The sequence below is a fragment of the Corynebacterium sp. Marseille-P4321 genome, assembly GCF_903645305.1.
GTDB lineage: Bacteria > Actinomycetota > Actinomycetes > Mycobacteriales > Mycobacteriaceae > Corynebacterium.
This window is the reverse complement of the sequence record NZ_CAHJXO010000002.1, coordinates 150,758-168,412: the sequence shown is the minus strand read 5'-3', so window position 1 is coordinate 168,412 and position 17,655 is coordinate 150,758. Positions and strand designations below refer to the sequence as shown.

Annotated in this window: 16 protein-coding genes; 10 read left to right on the top strand and 6 right to left on the bottom strand. The window is 65.0% G+C overall.

The features are described 5' to 3' along the window. Window positions 1–20: 20 nt before the first annotated feature. A complete protein-coding gene (ligA, locus tag HWX32_RS06090; RefSeq protein ID WP_175935172.1) occupies window positions 21–2,081 on the top strand; it encodes an NAD-dependent DNA ligase LigA in 2,061 nt (686 codons plus the stop codon). On the opposite strand, the gene HWX32_RS06085 is transcribed toward ligA, so the two are convergent. Further along, window positions 2,078–2,743 (bottom strand): amino acid-binding ACT domain protein, encoded by a 666-nt coding sequence (locus HWX32_RS06085; RefSeq protein WP_075467514.1) that lies wholly within the window; start codon window positions 2,741–2,743, stop codon window positions 2,078–2,080. The genes ligA and HWX32_RS06085 overlap by 4 nt on opposite strands. A 109-nt stretch (window positions 2,744–2,852) precedes the next feature. Between HWX32_RS06085 and gatC the strand changes: the two genes are divergently transcribed. The 5 genes from gatC to HWX32_RS06060 are packed head-to-tail and all read left to right on the top strand — an operon-like array spanning window position 2,853 to window position 7,468. Further along, complete coding sequence (gene gatC / locus HWX32_RS06080) at window positions 2,853–3,152, top strand: Asp-tRNA(Asn)/Glu-tRNA(Gln) amidotransferase subunit GatC (RefSeq protein ID WP_075467517.1); 300 nt, start codon at window positions 2,853–2,855, stop codon at window positions 3,150–3,152. A gap of 6 nt (window positions 3,153–3,158) precedes the next feature. Further along, window positions 3,159–4,643, top strand: coding sequence for an Asp-tRNA(Asn)/Glu-tRNA(Gln) amidotransferase subunit GatA (gatA, locus tag HWX32_RS06075; protein WP_175935171.1), 1,485 nt, complete (start codon window positions 3,159–3,161; stop codon window positions 4,641–4,643). Beyond that, on the top strand, window positions 4,588–5,943 hold the full coding sequence (locus HWX32_RS06070; RefSeq protein WP_368485901.1) for an MFS transporter: 1,356 nt from the start codon (window positions 4,588–4,590) through the stop codon (window positions 5,941–5,943). Before gatA ends, HWX32_RS06070 begins: the two co-directional genes overlap by 56 nt. Then, window positions 5,925–6,956, top strand: a complete 1,032-nt coding sequence (locus tag HWX32_RS06065; protein WP_075467526.1) for a 6-phosphofructokinase — start codon at window positions 5,925–5,927, stop codon at window positions 6,954–6,956. The genes HWX32_RS06070 and HWX32_RS06065 overlap by 19 nt, the downstream gene beginning before the upstream one ends. Beyond that, window positions 6,953–7,468, top strand: coding sequence for a mismatch-specific DNA-glycosylase (locus HWX32_RS06060; RefSeq protein WP_175935169.1), 516 nt, complete (start codon window positions 6,953–6,955; stop codon window positions 7,466–7,468). Before HWX32_RS06065 ends, HWX32_RS06060 begins: the two co-directional genes overlap by 4 nt. Here the strand turns inward: HWX32_RS06060 and HWX32_RS06055 are convergent. Both HWX32_RS06055 and HWX32_RS06050 read right to left on the bottom strand, forming a co-directional pair. Beyond that, window positions 7,435–8,250: a PrsW family glutamic-type intramembrane protease gene (locus HWX32_RS06055; RefSeq protein WP_175935168.1), complete on the bottom strand. Its 816-nt coding sequence runs from the start codon at window positions 8,248–8,250 to the stop codon at window positions 7,435–7,437. The genes HWX32_RS06060 and HWX32_RS06055 overlap by 34 nt on opposite strands. Further along, a complete protein-coding gene (locus HWX32_RS06050) occupies window positions 8,250–8,627 on the bottom strand; it encodes a hypothetical protein (protein WP_175935167.1) in 378 nt (125 codons plus the stop codon). The genes HWX32_RS06055 and HWX32_RS06050 overlap by 1 nt, the downstream gene beginning before the upstream one ends. Before the next feature lie 151 nt (window positions 8,628–8,778). Between HWX32_RS06050 and HWX32_RS06045 the strand changes: the two genes are divergently transcribed. Both HWX32_RS06045 and gatB read left to right on the top strand, forming a co-directional pair. After that, a complete protein-coding gene (locus HWX32_RS06045) occupies window positions 8,779–8,919 on the top strand; it encodes a hypothetical protein (RefSeq protein WP_175935166.1) in 141 nt (46 codons plus the stop codon). 36 nt (window positions 8,920–8,955) lie between these two features. Beyond that, the gene (gatB, locus tag HWX32_RS06040) at window positions 8,956–10,458 is read left to right on the top strand and encodes an Asp-tRNA(Asn)/Glu-tRNA(Gln) amidotransferase subunit GatB (RefSeq protein WP_175935165.1); all 1,503 of its coding nucleotides are present in this window, start codon (window positions 8,956–8,958) and stop codon (window positions 10,456–10,458) included. Window positions 10,459–10,603: 145 nt separating this feature from the next. Here gatB and HWX32_RS06035 read toward each other — a convergent pair whose 3' ends face one another. Beyond that, window positions 10,604–12,013, bottom strand: coding sequence for a hypothetical protein (locus tag HWX32_RS06035; RefSeq protein WP_175935164.1), 1,410 nt, complete (start codon window positions 12,011–12,013; stop codon window positions 10,604–10,606). A gap of 148 nt (window positions 12,014–12,161) precedes the next feature. Between HWX32_RS06035 and HWX32_RS11210 the strand changes: the two genes are divergently transcribed. Further along, complete coding sequence (locus HWX32_RS11210) at window positions 12,162–13,085, top strand: DoxX family protein (protein ID WP_254868306.1); 924 nt, start codon at window positions 12,162–12,164, stop codon at window positions 13,083–13,085. A gap of 82 nt (window positions 13,086–13,167) precedes the next feature. Here HWX32_RS11210 and ilvD read toward each other — a convergent pair whose 3' ends face one another. Both ilvD and HWX32_RS06020 read right to left on the bottom strand, forming a co-directional pair. After that, window positions 13,168–15,006 carry a dihydroxy-acid dehydratase gene (gene ilvD, locus HWX32_RS06025; RefSeq protein WP_175935163.1) on the bottom strand — a complete coding sequence of 613 codons (1,839 nt, stop codon included), beginning with the start codon at window positions 15,004–15,006 and terminating at the stop codon, window positions 13,168–13,170. Between the two features lie 11 nt (window positions 15,007–15,017). Continuing rightward, window positions 15,018–15,563 (bottom strand): PH domain-containing protein, encoded by a 546-nt coding sequence (locus tag HWX32_RS06020; RefSeq protein WP_175935162.1) that lies wholly within the window; start codon window positions 15,561–15,563, stop codon window positions 15,018–15,020. Window positions 15,564–15,806: 243 nt separating this feature from the next. Between HWX32_RS06020 and HWX32_RS06015 the strand changes: the two genes are divergently transcribed. Further along, the gene (locus HWX32_RS06015) at window positions 15,807–17,654 is read left to right on the top strand and encodes an acetolactate synthase large subunit (protein ID WP_175935161.1); all 1,848 of its coding nucleotides are present in this window, start codon (window positions 15,807–15,809) and stop codon (window positions 17,652–17,654) included. Window position 17,655: the final 1 nt, after the last annotated feature.

The following is a 17,655-nucleotide window of genomic DNA, read 5'->3' as shown; positions in this document are numbered from 1 at the left end:
GAAAACTACACTTGCCGGATATGACTGATTCCGCCCCGGATACTTCCCCGGATACTTCCGTCGACGCCGACCTCCACCGCGAGTGGGATGAGCTGGCGGAGGAGGTCCGCCGCCACCGTGACCTGTACTACAACGGCCAGCCGGTGATCTCGGACAAAGAGTTCGACGAGCTTTTCCAAAAGCTGACCAAGCTGGAGGAAGCGCATCCTGAGCTGGCGGTGCCGGAGTCGCCGACGAAGGAGGTCGGCGCCGCTCCGACAGACTCTGCGTTCGCGGATGCCGAGCACCCCGAGCGCATGATGAGCCTGGACAACGTGTTCTCCGAGGACGAGATGCGCGAGTGGCTGGACAAGACGCCGGGGCCGTACCTCACCGAACTCAAGATTGACGGGTTGTCCATCGACCTCGTTTATGAAAACGGGGAGCTCACCCGCGCGGCTACCCGCGGCGATGGGCGAGTTGGCGAGGACATCACCGTCAACGCTCGCGTGATTAAGGACATCCCGCAGGCCCTCACCGGCGATGCGCCGGCGTTCCTCGAGGTCCGCGGCGAGGTGTTCATCCGCCCGGAGGACTTCCCAGAGCTCAACGAGCAGCGCCAGGCCGAAGGTGGCAAGCCGTTCGCGAACCCGCGTAACGCCGCGGCGGGTTCGCTGCGGCAGAAGGACCCGGAGGCGGTGCGCCGTCGCAAGCTGCGCATGATCTGCCACGGTATCGGCGCACGCGAAGGGTTCACGCCGGCCACTCAGCACGAGGCCTATGAGAAACTCGCGGAGTGGGGGCTGCCGGTGTCGGAGTACACCCGCCGCGCAGAGACAGCCGAGGAGGTCATCGAGGCTGTCACGTACTGGGGCGAGCACCGCAACGACGCCATTCACGAGATGGACGGGCTCGTGGTGAAGGTGGACGATGTCGCAAAGCAGCGCTCCCTCGGCGCCACCTCCCGCGCCCCGCGCTGGGCCATCGCGTATAAGTACCCGCCGCAGGAGGTGACCACGAAGCTCAATGACATCGCGGTCTCCGTCGGGCGCACGGGCCGCGTCACGCCGTTTGCCGTGCTCGAGCCGGTGTTCGTCTCCGGGTCCACGGTGTCCATGTCCACGCTGCACAACCAGCACGAGGTGAAGCGCAAGGGCGTGTTGATCGGGGACACCGTCGTGGTGCGAAAGGCCGGTGAGATTATCCCGGAGGTGCTCGGGCCGGTAGCCGATCTGCGCGACGGCTCGGAACGCGAGTTCGTCTTTCCCGAAAACTGCCCCGTGTGCGGCACGAAGCTCGCGCCAGCGAAGGAAGGGGATGCAGATTGGCGCTGCCCGAACACCCGCTCGTGCCCGGCGCAGCTCGGCGCGCGCCTGGAGTACATCGCCTCGCGCGGTGCGTTCGACATCGAGGCGCTCGGGGAGAAAGGCGCGCAGGACCTCATTGCCTCGGGCGTGCTCGTGGATGAGGGTGACCTGTTCGACCTCACCGAAGACGACCTGAAGAAGTCCAGTGTGTATACCCGCAAAGACGGCGAGGTAAACGCCGCGGGCAAGAAGCTTTTGGTCAACCTCGAAACCGTGCGCGAGACCGACCTGTGGCGCGTCATCGTCGCGCTCAGCATCAGGCACGTCGGCCCCACGGCCGCGCGTGCGCTTGCGTCGCGTTTCGGGAGTATGCAGGAGCTTATCGACGCTCCCGTGGACACCCTCGCCGAAACCGACGGCGTGGGGCAGGTTATCGCCGAATCCTTCAAGGACTGGTTCACCGTGGACTGGCACCGTGACATCGTGACCAAGTGGGCTGATGCGGGCGTGACTATGGAAACCAGCGAGGAGGACCGCGCCCCGCAGACGCTAGAGGGCCTGACCGTGGTGGTCACGGGCTCGCTCGAGGGCTTCACCCGCGACGAGGTGAAAGAGGCGATCCTGTCGCGCGGCGGCAAGGCGGCAGGCAGCGTGTCCAAGAAGACGGACTACGTTGTGGTTGGCGAAAACGCCGGGTCGAAGGCCGCCAAGGCGGAGCAGCTCGGCCGGCCGATTCTTAGCGAGGAGCAGTTTGTGAAGCTGCTCGAGGGCGGCCCCGACGCTCTCGAGGGCTAGCTCAGCATCGCGCCGATGATGGCGCCCAGGTCACCGATCTCGCGCACCTCGGAGGCGAGGAAGTCCGGGCCGCCGACGCGGCCGACCGTGAGCATGAGGTCGGTGCCGTGCAGGGGAGTGATGGTCAGCGCGGTGTCGAGCTGGAACCAGCTGCGCGGCGCCCACTCATCGGTCTCCGGGTCGAGCACACATGCCTTTGCAATGTCGATCTGGGCGGGCGTGGAGCCGTCGTCCTCCGGCGCGGCCTGGGACGCGGCGACACGGCTCAACCCATCGGGGCCGTTGCGTAGCACCACGGCCCAGGACGATGTGACCGCGCCGGGGATGACGCCGACGAGCTCGCCCAGCGCGTTGTTCAAGTTGCCGGAGTGGGCGGCGATGCGTGCGAGCAACTGGATCTGCCCGCGGCGGTCAACGCGACCGGTAAACGGGCGGATGGAATCCACCTCGGCGCCATCAACTGAGGCAACGGCGGTGATCAGGGTGTCTACCATGACGCCGGTGGGCAGCTCGACGACGATGTCGTCGGTGACCGTGCCGTCGATAGCAGCCTCGACGATGTCCACCGACTTGATGTCGGCGTCAACCATGCCGAACGCCTCGGCGAGCTGGCCGAGACTGCCCGGGACGTCCGGCAGGGACACGCGGATGAGGTAAGACATGACCTCTTTTATAGCAGGGGGTGGTCAACCTCCCGCCGAGTGGCGTGGCGTGGGTGACGTAAGATGTAGCGCGTCGAATGAAACCACGCTGAAAGGTTGGGAAACGAAAGTGGCTGAGTTTTCTCGCGACGAGGTGTCGCGGATCGCTCGCCTTGCGCGCATCGCGCTCAAGGACGAGGAACTGGACGATATCGCGACGCAGCTGGACACGATCATTGATGCGGTGTCGAAGGTCCAAAGCGTAGACACCGAAGGCGTGACACCGATGAGCCACCCGCACTCCGTCGAGGCGGAGATGCGCGCCGACGTGAAGAAAGACACGCTCACCCAGGCCGAGGCGCTCGACCAGGCCCCGGCGGTGGAGGACGATCGCTTCGTGGTCCCGCAGATTCTTGGAGAGGGAGAGTAAAGGACAATGACCGACTACACGCTTCCCACCGAAGGACTGGTGTCCAAGCCAGCCCACGAGCTCGCGCGCATGATTCAGGATGGCGAGACCACCTCCCGCGAGGTCACGCAGGCCTTCCTGGACCGCATTGCGGAAACTGACGGCGAGCTCGGCGCATTCCTCCACGTTGGCGCGGAGGAGGCGCTGGCGGCGGCGGATGCCGTCGATAAGCAAGTGCAAGCCGGCGAGGCACCTGCCTCCCCGCTGGCTGGCGTGCCCCTTGCGCTGAAGGACCTCCTGGTCACCACGGACGCGCCGACCACCGCCGCGTCGAAGATGCTGGAGGGCTACATGAGCCCCTACGACGCGACCGTGGTGAAGAAGCTGCGCGCGGCTGGCATCCCGATTTTGGGCAAGACCAACCTGGACGAGTTCGCCATGGGCTCCTCGACGGAGAACTCCGCGTACAAAGTGACCAAGAACCCGCACGACACCACGAAGGTGCCGGGCGGCTCTGGCGGCGGCACCGCGGCGGCGCTTGCTGCGGGCCAGGCTCCGCTGGGCATCGGCACCGACACGGGCGGCTCAATCCGCCAGCCCGCGTCGCTAACCGGCACTGTCGGCGTGAAGCCGACGTACGGCGGTGTGTCGCGCTACGGCGTGATCGCGTGCGCCTCATCGCTGGACCAGGTTGGCCCGTGTGCGAACAACGTGCTGGACACGGCGCTGCTGCACGAGGTCATCGCAGGCCACGACGAGTTTGACGCCACCAGTGTGGAACGCGACGTTCCGGCGGTGGCCGACGCGGCACGCGAGGGTGCCTCCGGCGACCTGAGCGGCGTGAAGATCGGCCGCGTGAAGCAGTTCGAGCGCCCCGGCACGCAGGAAGGCGTGAAAGAGGCGATCGAGCAGGCGTACGCGCAGCTTGAGCGCCAGGGCGCAGAGATCGTCGAGGTGGATTGCCCCAGCTTCGACGACGTGATGGGCGCCTATTACATCATCCAGATGTCCGAGGTGTCCTCGAACCTCGCGCGTTTCGACGGCATGCGCTACGGCCTGCGCGCCGGCGACGACGGCACCCGCAGTGCCGAGGAGGTCATGGCCGCGTCCCGTGGTGAGGGCTTCGGCGCAGAGGTGAAGCGCCGCATCATCCTGGGCACCTACGCGCTTTCGGTGGGCTACTACGACGCGTACTACCTGCAGGCGCAGCGCGTGCGCACGCTCATCGCTCAAGATTTCCAGAGGGCATTCGAGCTTTGCGACGTCATCGCCGCCCCATCTGTGCCGTCCACCGCGTTCGGCATCGGTGAAAAGATCGATGACCCGCTTGCGATGTACAACTTCGACCTGTTCACCCTGCCACTGAACCTGGCCGGTTTGCCGGGTATGTCGGTACCCGCGGGCAAGGCGAGCGACACCGGCCTGCCGGTCGGCCTGCAGCTCATCGCCCCGGCGTTTGAAGACCAGCGCATTTACCGCGTGGGCGCCGCATTTGAAGCCGGCCGCAACTAATCCCTGGAGTACCCTCGCCGCGCTTGCGGCAGGGTACTTCGTGTTTCTGCTCGACCAGGGGTTTATGCCCGTGGTTGCGCCGCTTTTGCCCTTCGACGTCGGCGACGCGGTATGGCTGACCAGCGTGTACCTGTTGTGCTCGGTGGCGCCGATGCCCGCCGCAGGCCGCGTTGGCGATGCGCTCGGGCAGCGCCGCGTGTTCCTCGCTGGCCTGGCGGCCTATGCCGTGGCGCTGGCTCTGGCTGCGGTGGCACCCAGTTTGGCCTGGCTCGTTGTCGCCCGCGGCCTGCAAGGCCTTGGGGTGGCGCTGTTCCTGCCGCAAGCTTTCGCGCTGATCCCGCGGGTGTTTGCTGAGACCGGCCGCGCGTTCGCGGTGTGGGGAATCGTCGGTTCTATCGCGTCCCTTTTGGCGCCGCCGCTCGCCGGCGCTGTGGCGCAGGCGTGGGGCTGGCGTGCGGCGTTCGGTGTGCAAGCCGTGCTTGCATTAGTAGCACTCGTGTTTGCCGCGGTGTGGGTGCCGAAGTTACCGGGTGGGGGAGCCCGCGTCGCCGCGTTGCCGGTGGTGCTGTCATTTGCCGGACTGGGCACGCTGGTCTATGGCATCCAGTTTGGTAGCGCCGCTAGCGTCGGGGTAGGCCTAAGTGCTCTTGCCGTGCTGGTCGCGAGCGCACGTGTCGGCCAAGACCAGGGCTTCCTCCCGCTGGGGTTGTTGCGCGACCGCAGGTTCGCGCTGGGCACGCTCGCCATCTCCACAATGGGCTTCGTGGCCGCCAGCATGTTTATTCCGCTGATGTTCTGGCTGCAGACCGTGGCGGGCACCTCGCCGACTGCGGCGGGGTTGATCGCCATGCCGCTGTCGGTGGCAGCACTGATGTTTACGCCCCTCGCAGGGCGGCTCACGGACAACGGCAGCCCGGCCACCTTAAGTGCGGCGGGCTTCGCGCTGCAGGCGGCCGCCCTCGCGATCGCCGCCTGGATGATGAAGGCGAACGCAAGCGTTGGCTGGTTCGCGGCGGTAATGGGGGCGATCGGCATTGGCGGGGCGTTCGTGTGGACACCGAACGCGGCGCTCACCCTCGGCGCAGCGGAGGAATCTGACGCAGGCGCGGCATCCGGGCTGTACAACACAGCGCGCCAGGTGGGCAGCGTCGTTGGCGTGGCTGCAACCGGGGCCGTGCTCGCCTCCGGCGACGTCGCGGTCACCGCGGCTCCGGCGCTTGCGCTTTCGGCGGTGGCGTCGGTGGTCGGCGCGGTGGCGTCGATAAGCGCTAGGCTGGCACCATGCGACTTGCGACACTGACTTCCGGCGGCGACTGCCCCGGCCTGAATGCTGTCATCCGCGGCATCGTCCGCACTGCAAGCAGCCAATACGGCTCCACTGTCGTGGGATACCAGGACGGCTGGGTGGGGCTCATGGAAGACCGCCGCGTGGACCTTTACGATGACGCCTTCATCGATTCGATCCTGCTGCGCGGCGGCACCATCTTGGGCACTGGCCGCCTGCACCCGGACAAGTTCAAGGCGGGCATCGACCAGATTAAGGCGAACTTGGACGATGCGGGTGTGGACGCGCTCATCGCCATCGGCGGCGAAGGCACGCTCAAGGGCGCGAAGTGGCTCGCCGACAACGGCATTCCGGTCGTTGGTGTGCCGAAGACCATCGACAACGACGTGGCGGCGACCGACTACACCTTCGGCTTCGACACCGCCGTGTCCGTCGCCACCGACGCTATAGACCGGCTGCACACCACGGCCGAGTCCCACAACCGCATCCTCATCGTCGAGGTGATGGGCCGCCACGTCGGCTGGATCGCGCTGCACGCTGGCATGGCCGGCGGCGCGCACTACACGGTGATCCCGGAGGAGCCCTTCGACATCGCCGAAATCTGCAAGGCCATGGAGCGCCGCTTCCAGATGGGCGAGAAGTACGGCATCATCGTCGTCGCCGAGGGCGCGGTGCCGAAGGAAGGCACCATGGATGCGGGCCTGGGTGAGGAAGACGAGTTCGGCCACAAGACATTCACCGGCATGGGCCAGATCATCGCCGACGAGGTGAAGAACCGCCTGGGCTACGACGTGCGCACCACGGTGCTCGGCCACATCCAGCGCGGCGGCACCCCCACCGCCTACGACCGTGTGCTAGCCACCCGCTACGGCGTGCACGCGGCGCGCGCGGCCCACGAGGGCAACTTCGACAGCTGCGTCGCGTTGCGCGGCGAGGACATCGAGCTCGTGCCGCTGGAAAGCGCGGTGGCGCACCTGAAGACGGTGCCGCAGCGCCGCTACGACACCGCGCGAACGATGTTTACATGAGAGACCGCATCCCGGACCCTTGCCGACTGCTCATCGTCGGCATCAACCCCGGCCGGCTCACTGAGGAGGTGGACGCGCCCTTTGCCTACCCGGGCAACCGCTTCTGGCCGGCGCTGGAGGCCGCGGGCATCACCCCGTACCGCGTCCACGCCGATGAGGGGCTTTCCGAAAAGGACGCGGCCATGCTCGCCGAGCGCGGGATCGGCTTTACCAACCTGGTCAACCGTATGACACCGAAAGCGTCCGACCTCACCAAACAAGAGCTGGTTGAAGGAGGTGGGGTGGTGCGGGACGTCGTCGCTAAGCATCAGCCCAAAGCCGTCATGTTCGCCGGCATTGGGGCGTACCGCGATGCTTATCGACGACCAAAGGCCACCCGCGGCCTCCAACCCGAAACCCTCACGGGAGTGCCGGTGTGGGTGGTGGGCAACCCCAGTGGGCTCAACGCGCACGAAACGGTGGCCACGCTGGCCGAGAGCTACCGCGAGGTGTGGGAGGCGACCGGTTCCTGACGGCCAATCGCCCGGGAGCGGCGGTAAAGCCACACGAGTAGTACCCATTGTCCTCCCAGCACGATGAGTCCTGCGACCGCACCGGCTGTCCCCGGCGCCATCACGGCTGCGTTGTGCACCCCGTGGAAGATGATCGCCGCGCTACCCCAAAGCGCCAGGCGCGAAAGCCGCCACCTTAAGCTTCGCTGGGTTTCGCAGAGGAAGAGGCCGAGCCCCCATGCTGCGATGCCGGTGTACAGCGCGTGGGCGAATGGTCCGGTGAGTGACCGGCTTGCAACGGCCATCAGTGCGCCATACAGGTCGGATTGCGCATGTTCGACAGCGGCGATGTGTGCGTACGCGATGGTTTCGTCGATGTAGAACCCCGCGCCCACCGCCATACCGACCACAGCGGCCTCGATCGGGCGTTTCACCGGGGCGAATATTGCAATCACCACCAATGCGGCGAGCAATTCTGCGGCCTCCTCTGGAAACGCAGGAAGAAACCCGTAGAAAGATTTGTGGAGTTGCATCGTCGCTTCGCCCAGCGCGTTGTTCGGGTAGGCAACAGCCTGCGTCAGGGCAGCGCCGGCTACGAGCCCGATCGGCACGAACCACCGATTCGCCGGCCTTCCCGGGTGCGTGCCCAGCAGGAGCCAAGCGATTCCGGCGGCGATGAGCGCGGACGCCGCGTTCACTGCCAGGACAACCGGCTCGGCCGGGAGGTTCAGATACGTGTACAGATTGAACCCGAGGAGTGCGGTAAAGAGGGCTCCGACGGCGATTTTCAACTGGGAAGGCACTAGCGGGCCTCCGTTTCAACGAGGCGGTCGGCGAATTCGCGGGCGTTTACACCGGTGAGGAAGAAGTAGACGGTGCTGCCGTCTCGTTCCAAAGACACGGACACATCGTTGTTCGCGCTGTCGCCCTCCAAGGTGAGAATGCCAGGAGCTGGCTCCTCAACCGCGTTCGGGTCAGGCTGGTCCTGGAAGGTTGCGCGGCGCATATATCTTGCGAGCGCCAGTTTCTGGTCCTGCTCTTCGTCGGTAGTTTTCTTCCGGGCATTGATTGTGGTGCCGTCGCAATTCCACTGCCAGTCGAACTCGCTGGACTCGCCGGGAAATGGCGCTTCCACCGTGTCGCACTCGAGTGGAGCACCCGAAGCGTCGCGAACGCTCATGCCCTCCACTGCGACCTCGGTCGCCCCTGGACCTTGGACTATCGCCCGGGCAACAAACGGGGATGAGACAGTCAATGCGGTGAATAACGTGAGAATGACAGCGCCAACTTGCGTTGTGTGGTCAGTAAAATCAGGAAAATTCACCAGAACGATGATAGAGATCATCTGCACCACGAGCATTCTCGACGAAATGGTGGACGCGGGCGATGGGCCGTCGGTAAGCAAAGTGCTCGTAGCGGCGCGCGAAAAGAATGTCTCGTTCGCCCTGGTGGCGCGGCGCAATGAGCTGTAGCGCGTGCGCGTCGGGCGGGGCAGTAGACTGATGCGCATGACTGCGTACGACCTGATGGATTACGACGAGGTACTGGAAAAGTTCGACCCGGTGATGGGCCTTGAGGTGCACGTCGAGCTCGCAACTGAGACAAAGATGTTCTCCACATCCTCCGCCCACTTCGGTGCGGAGCCGAACACCAACATCGACCCCGTGTCGCTGGGCCTGCCCGGCGCGTTGCCGGTAGTGAACGCCAAGGGCGTGGAGTGGGCCATCAAGATCGGCCTCGCCCTGAACTGCAAGATTGCGGAAAGCTCCCGCTTCGCCCGCAAGAACTACTTCTACCCGGACCAGCCGAAGAACTACCAAATCTCGCAGTACGACGAGCCGATTGCGTACGACGGCTACCTCGACGTCGTGCTCGAGGATGGTACCGAGTGGCGCGTGGAGATCGAGCGCGCCCACATGGAGGAAGACACCGGCAAGCTCACCCACGTCGGTTCTGCATCCGGCCGTATTTCTGGCGCGACGAGCTCGCTGGTGGACTGCAACCGCGCCGGTATTCCGCTTATCGAGATTGTGACGAAGCCGATCATCGGCGCCGGCGAGCGCGCCCCCGAGGTGGCCAAGGCGTACGTCGGGGCGCTGCGTGAACTGGTCAAGGCCCTCGGCGTGTCCGATGCGCGCATGGACCAGGGCTCGATGCGTTGCGACGCCAACGTGTCGCTCCGCCCGGTTGGGCAGGAAGAGTTCGGCACCCGAACCGAGACGAAGAACATCAACTCGCTGAAGTCCGTTGAGCAGGCAGTGCGCTTCGAGATGCAGCGCCAGGCCGCAGTTCTTGCCGACGGTGGGGAAGTTGTCCAGGAAACCCGCCACTACCAGGAAAAGGATGGCACCACCTCCAAGGGCCGCCCGAAGGAAGAGGCGTCCGACTACCGCTACTTCAACGACCCGGATTTGCCGCCGGTGATTGCGAAACCAGAGTGGGTCGAGGAGATCCGCGCCACGCTGCCGGAGCTGCCGTGGGTGCGTCGCGCGCGCATCCAGGAGGAGTGGCAGCTGCCTGAGAAGGAGTTCCGCGACCTGGTCAACGCGGGTGCGCTCGACCTGATTGTGGACACCGTTGAGGCGGGTGCCACCCCAGACGAGGCCCGTGCCTGGTGGGTGAGCTACATCAACGGCAAGGCTAACGAGGCAGGCAAGGACCTCGACGCGCTCGGCGTCACCCCTGCGGATGTCGCCCGCGTGGTCGAGCTGGTCAAGGAGGGCAAGCTCACCACGAAGCTGGGACGGCAGGCTATCGACGGCGTTATCGCTGGCGAGGGCGACGTGGACAAGGTCGTCGCCGATCGCGGGCTCGAGGTCGTGCGCGACGACGGAGCGATTGAAAAGGCTGTCGACGAGGCGCTCGCCGCGAACCCGGACATCGTGGAAAAGTACCGCGCGGGCAACAAGAAGGTCACCGGCGCAATCGTCGGCGCGGTGATGAAGGCGACCCAGGGTAAGGCAGATCCGGGCCAGGTCAACCAGCTCATCGCGAAGAAGCTCGCGGAGTAGGGGGCCTTAAGGACAAACCCAGCTACTTACACTCAGCTACCCGCCTGAAAAGGGGCGAATAGCTGAATGTAGGTAGCTGGGTTTTGTTTGTCGGGCGCGGTACGGGCACGCGGCGAACGCCGCGGCCCTTTAGTCGTCGATAAGCTTAGAGCTTCTCTTCCGGCTTCTTCACCGCCGGGAACTCACCTGTCTTGTACATCTCCTCGTACGACGCCCAGTGGATGTCGTCGCCCGGGGTGTCCGGGGCGCCCTCGTAGGCCTCGGACTCCGGGTTGAGCGCCGGCACGTTCTCGAGGGCGAAATCGCTCGAGCTGTCCGCGTCGAGGTCAGCCGCGACCTCCTCCTGCACCGACTGCCAAAGCTCCTGGTCAGCGACGTGGGAATCCGCCGCCAGCACCTCGACCTCCTTGCGTTCCGCGCGGGTGAGGTCATCCGCCGCCGGGTCGAGCTGCGTCTCAGCGAGCTCCGCGAGGCGCTCGCGGCGCTGCGCCTCATCCTTAATGTTGGAACGGTCGCGGAACCACGCAGCACCCATCACCACGGCGAGGATCAGGCCGAGGTAACCCAGCACCGGGTAGACCCAGCCCACAAGATCCGCGAAGCCGATGAACGATAGCGCGAAACCAACCAGCACCACCGCGAAGTAGTACGGGCGGAACTTGGAGTGGTTGTTGCTGGACAGGCGACGACCCAGCGCGTAGAACATGCCGACGGCGGTGTTGTAGATCATCAGGTAAATCACCAGCGCCACAGCGGTACCCACCGCCGGGTGCAGGTTGTCGAACACCATGAGCAGTGGCAGGTCGGCGCCGAAGATGCCCTCCATGTTGCAGAACAGGATGAACGTCAGGATAAGCAGCAGCACCGAGAAGGTCACGCCGCCGAGCAGACCACCGCGGCCAGCCATGCGCGGGTCCATGTGCGAGCCAGCGAACACCAGCATCATGGAGGTATCCATGATGAGCACCAGCGTGGCGTAGTTCACCGCAGTGATGAACCAGTTATTGAACGTGCCCGATGCTGGCGTGTTCTCCAGTGCCAGATCGTTCAGCGCGCCGAAGTTGTCGGGCATGTTGGCCAGCGTGATCACGAATGCCACGAGCACACACACGATGAGCAGCGGGGTGATCATCGAAATGACGTTGGTCAGCTTGTCGATATCCAAAAACCCGGACGCGATGAGCAACACCGTCATGATCGCCGAGCCAACCCAGGTGGGGAAGCCGAACTGCTGCTCCATGTTGGAACCCGCACCTGCAACCATGACAAAGCCAAGACAAAACAGGGTAAACATCGTGGCCACGTCCATGTACTTCGCCACCCACGGGCGGGAAACGCTGCGGAACACCACGCTGTGGTCGTCGGCTAAGTAGTAGGAGCCCAGCTGGTAAACCCACGCGCTGAACACCGCGATAATTAGGCCGGCCACCGCCGCGCCCGCGATGCCCCAATAGCCGAACGCGAGGAAATACTGAATCACCTCCTGGCCAGAAGCGAAGCCCGCGCCGACCGTTAAGCCGACCAGTGCGAGCGCGACCTTAATAGTTTTCCCCATGACGATCCTTCCTTAAAACAAACAGGGTGAAGCGTTTCCGGATTTTAAGCCCGATGATGGTATCAAAAGCCGGGCCGGGAAGAAACCGCTCCGGCGCGCCGATGAGCGTTCCGACGTGCAGCTGGCAACTCGCCTACATTCTTCAGGTATGGCTGACAACAACACCCGCGACGTCACCCCAGACGACTTCAACCACCCAGACAACCTCGACGTGCCCGAATACGCCCCACTTGGGGATGCGGCGGCCCGCCCCGACATTGACGACATCTCCGGCCGCGAAGCACCCACCGAGGTGTTCCCGGGCTCCGTTGCGCCCGGTGGCGCAGAGGAGGTGCGTATCAGCGCCGACCCGAGCGCGCAGCCGGTTACGGAACCGGCCGCCGAAGCGGTGCCCGCCTACGCTGCGCCGGAGGTTGCTGAACCCCCGGCAGCCCCGGCATACGAGACTGTCGCGCTAGAGCGTGAGTCCGAATACATTCCTCCAGCCGCCCCGATGGCTGCGTACGAGGAGGCGCCCGCCGAGGTGTACGAAGAGCCGGTGGCCGTCGACGAGCCCGTGCGCCGCGGCACCATCGATTTCGGCCTGCTGCTCATGCGCCTGGCACTCGGTGCGTTCTTCATCATCGATTCGATCGGCGTGTTTTTCCGCCTCGGCGGCAACGGCGGCATCGCTGGCCTGGAAAGCGCGTTCGCCGACTACACCTACGGCAACGCACTGGCTATCGTGCTGCCGACGCTCGAGCTCGCCGCGGGCGTGTTCCTGGTGCTCGGCCTGATTACCCCGGTTGCGGCCGCCGTGGCCATTGCGGCGGCTGGCTTTTTGGCGGTGCACGCGCTGCACATTTCCGGCGTGGGCTTCAACGTCTTCGCGTGGGGCACCGACGTGTGGGTGCCGGTCATGCTGCTGTTCGCGGCGGTGGCGCTGCAGTTCACCGGCCCGGGCCTCTACGGCGTGGATGCGCAGCGCGGGTGGGCCCGCCGCCCGCTGGCATCCAGCTGGATCTGCTTCATCGTCGGCCTGGCGGCAGCTGGCCTGATGTGGTGGTTCGGGACTGGCGTAAACCCGTTCTAGAAAAACCAAAAGCGCTGAGCTCTCGTCCGCGCCCCGGCCGCAACCTGGGCGTGAGCGAGAGCTCAGCGCGTTTTTGTGGGGCTTAGTCCACCTGGCGTACCGCGCCCTTGTCGGCGCTGGTGGCCATCTTCGCGTAGGCACGCAGTGCCTTGGACACGTGGCGTTCGCGGTTCGGGGTCCAGGGGTTTTCGGAGGCCTCCATCTCGGCGCGCCGGCGAGCCAGTTCCTCCGGGTCCACGTCGAGGGTGAGCTCGCGGTTGGACACGGAGATCTTGATGGTGTCGCCGTTTTCAATCAAGCCGATGAGACCGCCGTGCGCGGCCTCGGGGGAGATGTGGCCGATAGAAAGGCCGGAGGTGCCGCCGGAGAAGCGCCCGTCGGTAATCAACGCGCACTTCTTGCCCAGGCCCGCGCCCTTCAGGAATGAGGTGGGGTGCAGCATCTCCTGCATGCCGGGGCCGCCGGCCGGGCCTTCGTAGCGGATCACCACAACCTCGCCCTCCTGCACCTCGTGGTTCAGGATCATGGAGACGGCCTGTTCCTGCGAATCCACCACGTGGGCAGGGCCGGAGAACTCCCACAGGCCCTCTTCCACGCCCGCGGTCTTCAAAATCGCGCCGTCCTCGGCCAAGTTGCCGCGCAGGACAACCAGGCCGCCGTCGGAAGTGAACGGGTGCTCCACGTCGTGGATCACGCCGGAAACCGCGTTGGTATCCAGCGACTCCCACCGGGCTTCCTGCGAGAACGCTTCGGTTGTGCGCATTCCGCCGGGGGCGGCGTGGTAGAGCTCCACGGCTTCGTCGATAGGCGAACCGCCCCGGATATCCCAGTCGTTGAGCCACTCGGACAAGGTGGGGTAGGCGATGGAGTGGACATCGTCGTGAAGCAAACCTGCCCTGTTCAGCTCGCCCAGGATGGCGGGGATGCCACCTGCGCGGTGCACGTCCTCGACGTGGGCGTCGCCGTTCGGCGCGACCTTGGACAGGCAGGGGATCTGGTGGGAAAGCTCATCGATGTCGGAAAGGTCGAAGTCGATCTCGCCCTCCTGCGCCGCCGCGAGGATGTGCAAGATGGTGTTGGTGGAGCCGCCCATCGCCATGTCCAGCGCCATCGCGTTGCGGAAGGCGTGCTCGTTAGCCACCGCGCGCGGCAGCACCGACTCGTCGCCTTCGCCGTAGTAGCGCCGGCACAGCTCCATTACCTGCTCACCGGCTTTCTCGAACAGTGCGCGGCGCGCCGCGTGGGTGGCGAGCGTGGTGCCGTTGCCGGGCAGAGAAAGGCCGAGCGCCTCGGTAAGGCAGTTCATGGAGTTCGCGGTGAACATACCGGAGCACGAGCCGCAGGTGGGGCAGGCGGAGTTAGCGATCTCATCCAATTCCGAGTCGCTGACATCGTTGTTCGCGGAGAGCGCGATCGCGTCGATGAGGTCGGACTTCGGCTTGGTCACCCCGCCCACAGAGAACGCCTTACCGGCCTCCATAGGCCCGCCGGAGACGAACACTGCCGGGATGTTCAGGCGCATCGCGGCGTTGAGCATGCCCGGGGTGATCTTGTCGCAGTTAGAGATGCACACCATGGCGTCGGCGGTGTGCGCGTTTACCATGTACTCCACCGAGTCGGTGATGATTTCGCGGCTCGGCAGCGAGTAGAGCATTCCGGAGTGGCCCATGGCGATGCCGTCGTCGACCGCGATGGTGTTGAATTCCTTCGGCACACCGCCTGCTGCGCGCACGGCGGCGGCGACGATCTCGCCGACCTCTTTGAGGTGCACGTGTCCAGGCACGAATTGGGTGTAGGAGTTCACAATCGCCACAATCGGTTTGCCGAATTCGTTCTCGGCGGTTCCGGTTGCGCGCCACAGCGCGCGGGCTCCGGCCGCCTGGCGGCCGACGGTGGTTACGCGTGAGCGAAGAGGGATCACGGTAGGTCTCCTTATTCAGAGGGCGTGTGCTTATCGACGCCTGCCGGCCGCGGACCGGGCAGATCAGGGTGCTCCGCAAGGTAGGCTTCGTACTCCTCGCGGTTCATTAGCACCTTATACCCGTCCTTGTCTATAACTTCGTACTTGCCGTCCGCAGCTTCGTGGGCGGACGTAATCACGTCCGTGATGCGCCCGCGGGACGCCTCTGCCAGCTCCGGCAGCTTGTTAAAGGTTACGCCGGGCAGGGGGTGCTCGGTGCCTGCCTGGTCCACTGCGTACGCGGTGGCGCCTTTGAACGACAGGCCTTGCAGGTCGGACCAGGCAAGCGTGCGGTTCTTGCGGAAGAGGTACTTCACGCTAATGCCTTCCTCGCCGACGGTGGTGGAGGTGGTGAGCACCCACGCGAGCCAAAGAGCGGGGAAGATGAGCAACCACGCGAGGTACTTGGGTGCCCACAGGATGCCTATCAGCGCAATTCCTGTCATGAGGACGATGGCGAGAACGTGTTCGCGGCTGGGTTTGAACACCTTTCGGGCTGCGTTCGGCGTTTCAGTCATAGCAAGCCATGCTAGTCGGCCTGAATAAAAGCGCCGAAAAAGGCGCGGTGCCGAAAATACAGTTGTATGCTGGCTCACATGATCAACCGGCGACTTGTAATTGTACCCACGCGGCGCTTGCCGTAGCGGTACCGTTTCCACACCGCCGATTCAAGCGCCCTCGACAGCACACAACGTGCTCGCCGGGGGCTTTTGTTTTGATCAGGCAGTTTTCGTAGATAACTTTCGAAGGAGCGTTAAACCGTGGCAGCTTCACAACCCGCCCCGAATGCGCCGCATACTGAGGCGGGCAGACCCGAGCGGATAACCGGTGCGGATGCGGTAGTCCGCAGCTTGGAGGCCCTCGGCACAGACATTGCGTTCGGCCTGCCGGGCGGTGCCGTGCTTCCCCTGTACGACGCGCTGTTTCGCGCTGAGAAGCTCCGCCACGTCCTCGTGCGCCACGAGCAGGGCGCCGGTCACGCGGCTGAAGGGTACGCGGTGGCCTCCGGCCGGGTAGGGGTGTGCATCGCCACGTCCGGCCCAGGCGCGACAAACTTGGTTACCGCGTTGGCGGATGCATACCTGGACTCGGTGCCGATGGTGGCCATTACGGGCCAGGTTGGCTCGGCGCTGCTGGGCACGGACGCGTTCCAGGAGGCGGATATCCGCGGCATCACCATGCCGATTACGAAGCACAACGTGATGGTGCGAAACGCCGAGGAGATCCCGCTGGCAATCGCGAGCGCGTTCCACATTGCCTCAACCGGTCGCCCAGGCCCGGTGCTGGTGGATATCCCGAAAGACGTGCAAAACGCCGAGATTGATTTCCACTGGCCGCCGAAAATCGATCTGCCCGGCTACAAGCCGAACACGAAGCCGCACAATCGCCAGATCGCGCAGGCGGCGAAGATGATCTCGCAGGCGCAGCGTCCGGTGCTCTACATCGGCGGCGGCGTGGTGAAGTCAGAGGCGCACGAGCAGCTCCTCGCGTTTGCGGAGGCGACCGGGATCCCGGTGACCACCACGCTGATGGCGCTCGGCGCGTTCCCGCAGTCGCACCCGCTCTACCTCGGTATGCCGGGTATGCACGGTTCGGTGCCTGCGGTGGGAGCGCTGCAAGAGGCGGACCTGCTCATCGCTATCGGCACGCGTTTCGACGACCGCGTCACCGGCGACGTGGATTCCTTCGCCCCGCTGGCCAACATCATCCATGCCGACATCGATCCGGCTGAGGTGGGCAAGATCCGCGCAGTTGACGTGCCAATCGTCGGCGACGCGAAGCGTGTGCTTTCCAGCCTGAACGATTACTTCGGCGAAAACGGCAAGTACCAGGCTCCGCAGATCGAGCCGTGGAACGCTCGTCTGAACGACCTGAAGGAGCGTTTCCCGCGCGGTTACGACCCGCAGTCGGACGGGTCGCTCTCGCCCCAGTTTGTCATCGAGACCCTGTCGAAGGAGGTCGGGCCGGAGGGGTACTACTGCTCCGGTGTGGGCCAGCACCAGATGTGGGCGGCGCAGTTCATCGACTATGAAAAGCCGCGCCACTGGATCAACTCCGGCGGTGCGGGAACGATGGGCTACGCCATCCCGGCGGCGATGGGTGTCAAGGCGGCGTTGCCGGACGCTGAGGTGTGGGCAATCGACGGCGACGGCTGCTTCCAGATGACCAACCAGGAGATCACCACCGCCGCGCTCGAGGGCTTCCCCATCAAGGTGGCCTTGATTAACAACGGCAACCTGGGCATGGTGCGCCAGTGGCAGACGCTGTTCTACGAGGGCAACTACTCGAATACCAAGCTCGGAGGCGAGGTCTACGTCCCAGATTTTGTGAAGCTGTCTGAGGCGCTCGGCGCGGAGGCGATCCGCGTGACGAAGGATGAGGAAGTTGTCCCGGCGATCCGCAAGGCGCGCGAGATCAACGATCGCCCCGTGGTCATCGAGTTCATCGTGGGCGAGGACGCGCAGGTGTGGCCGATGATTTCGGCGGGGTCGTCGAACTCGGACATCCAGTACGCCCGCGACATCCGCCCCTTCTTCGGGGACGAGGAGTCGGCGGCGGAAACACCGCAGGCGATCAACGACACCATCGAGGCACTGGAGGACAACTAAC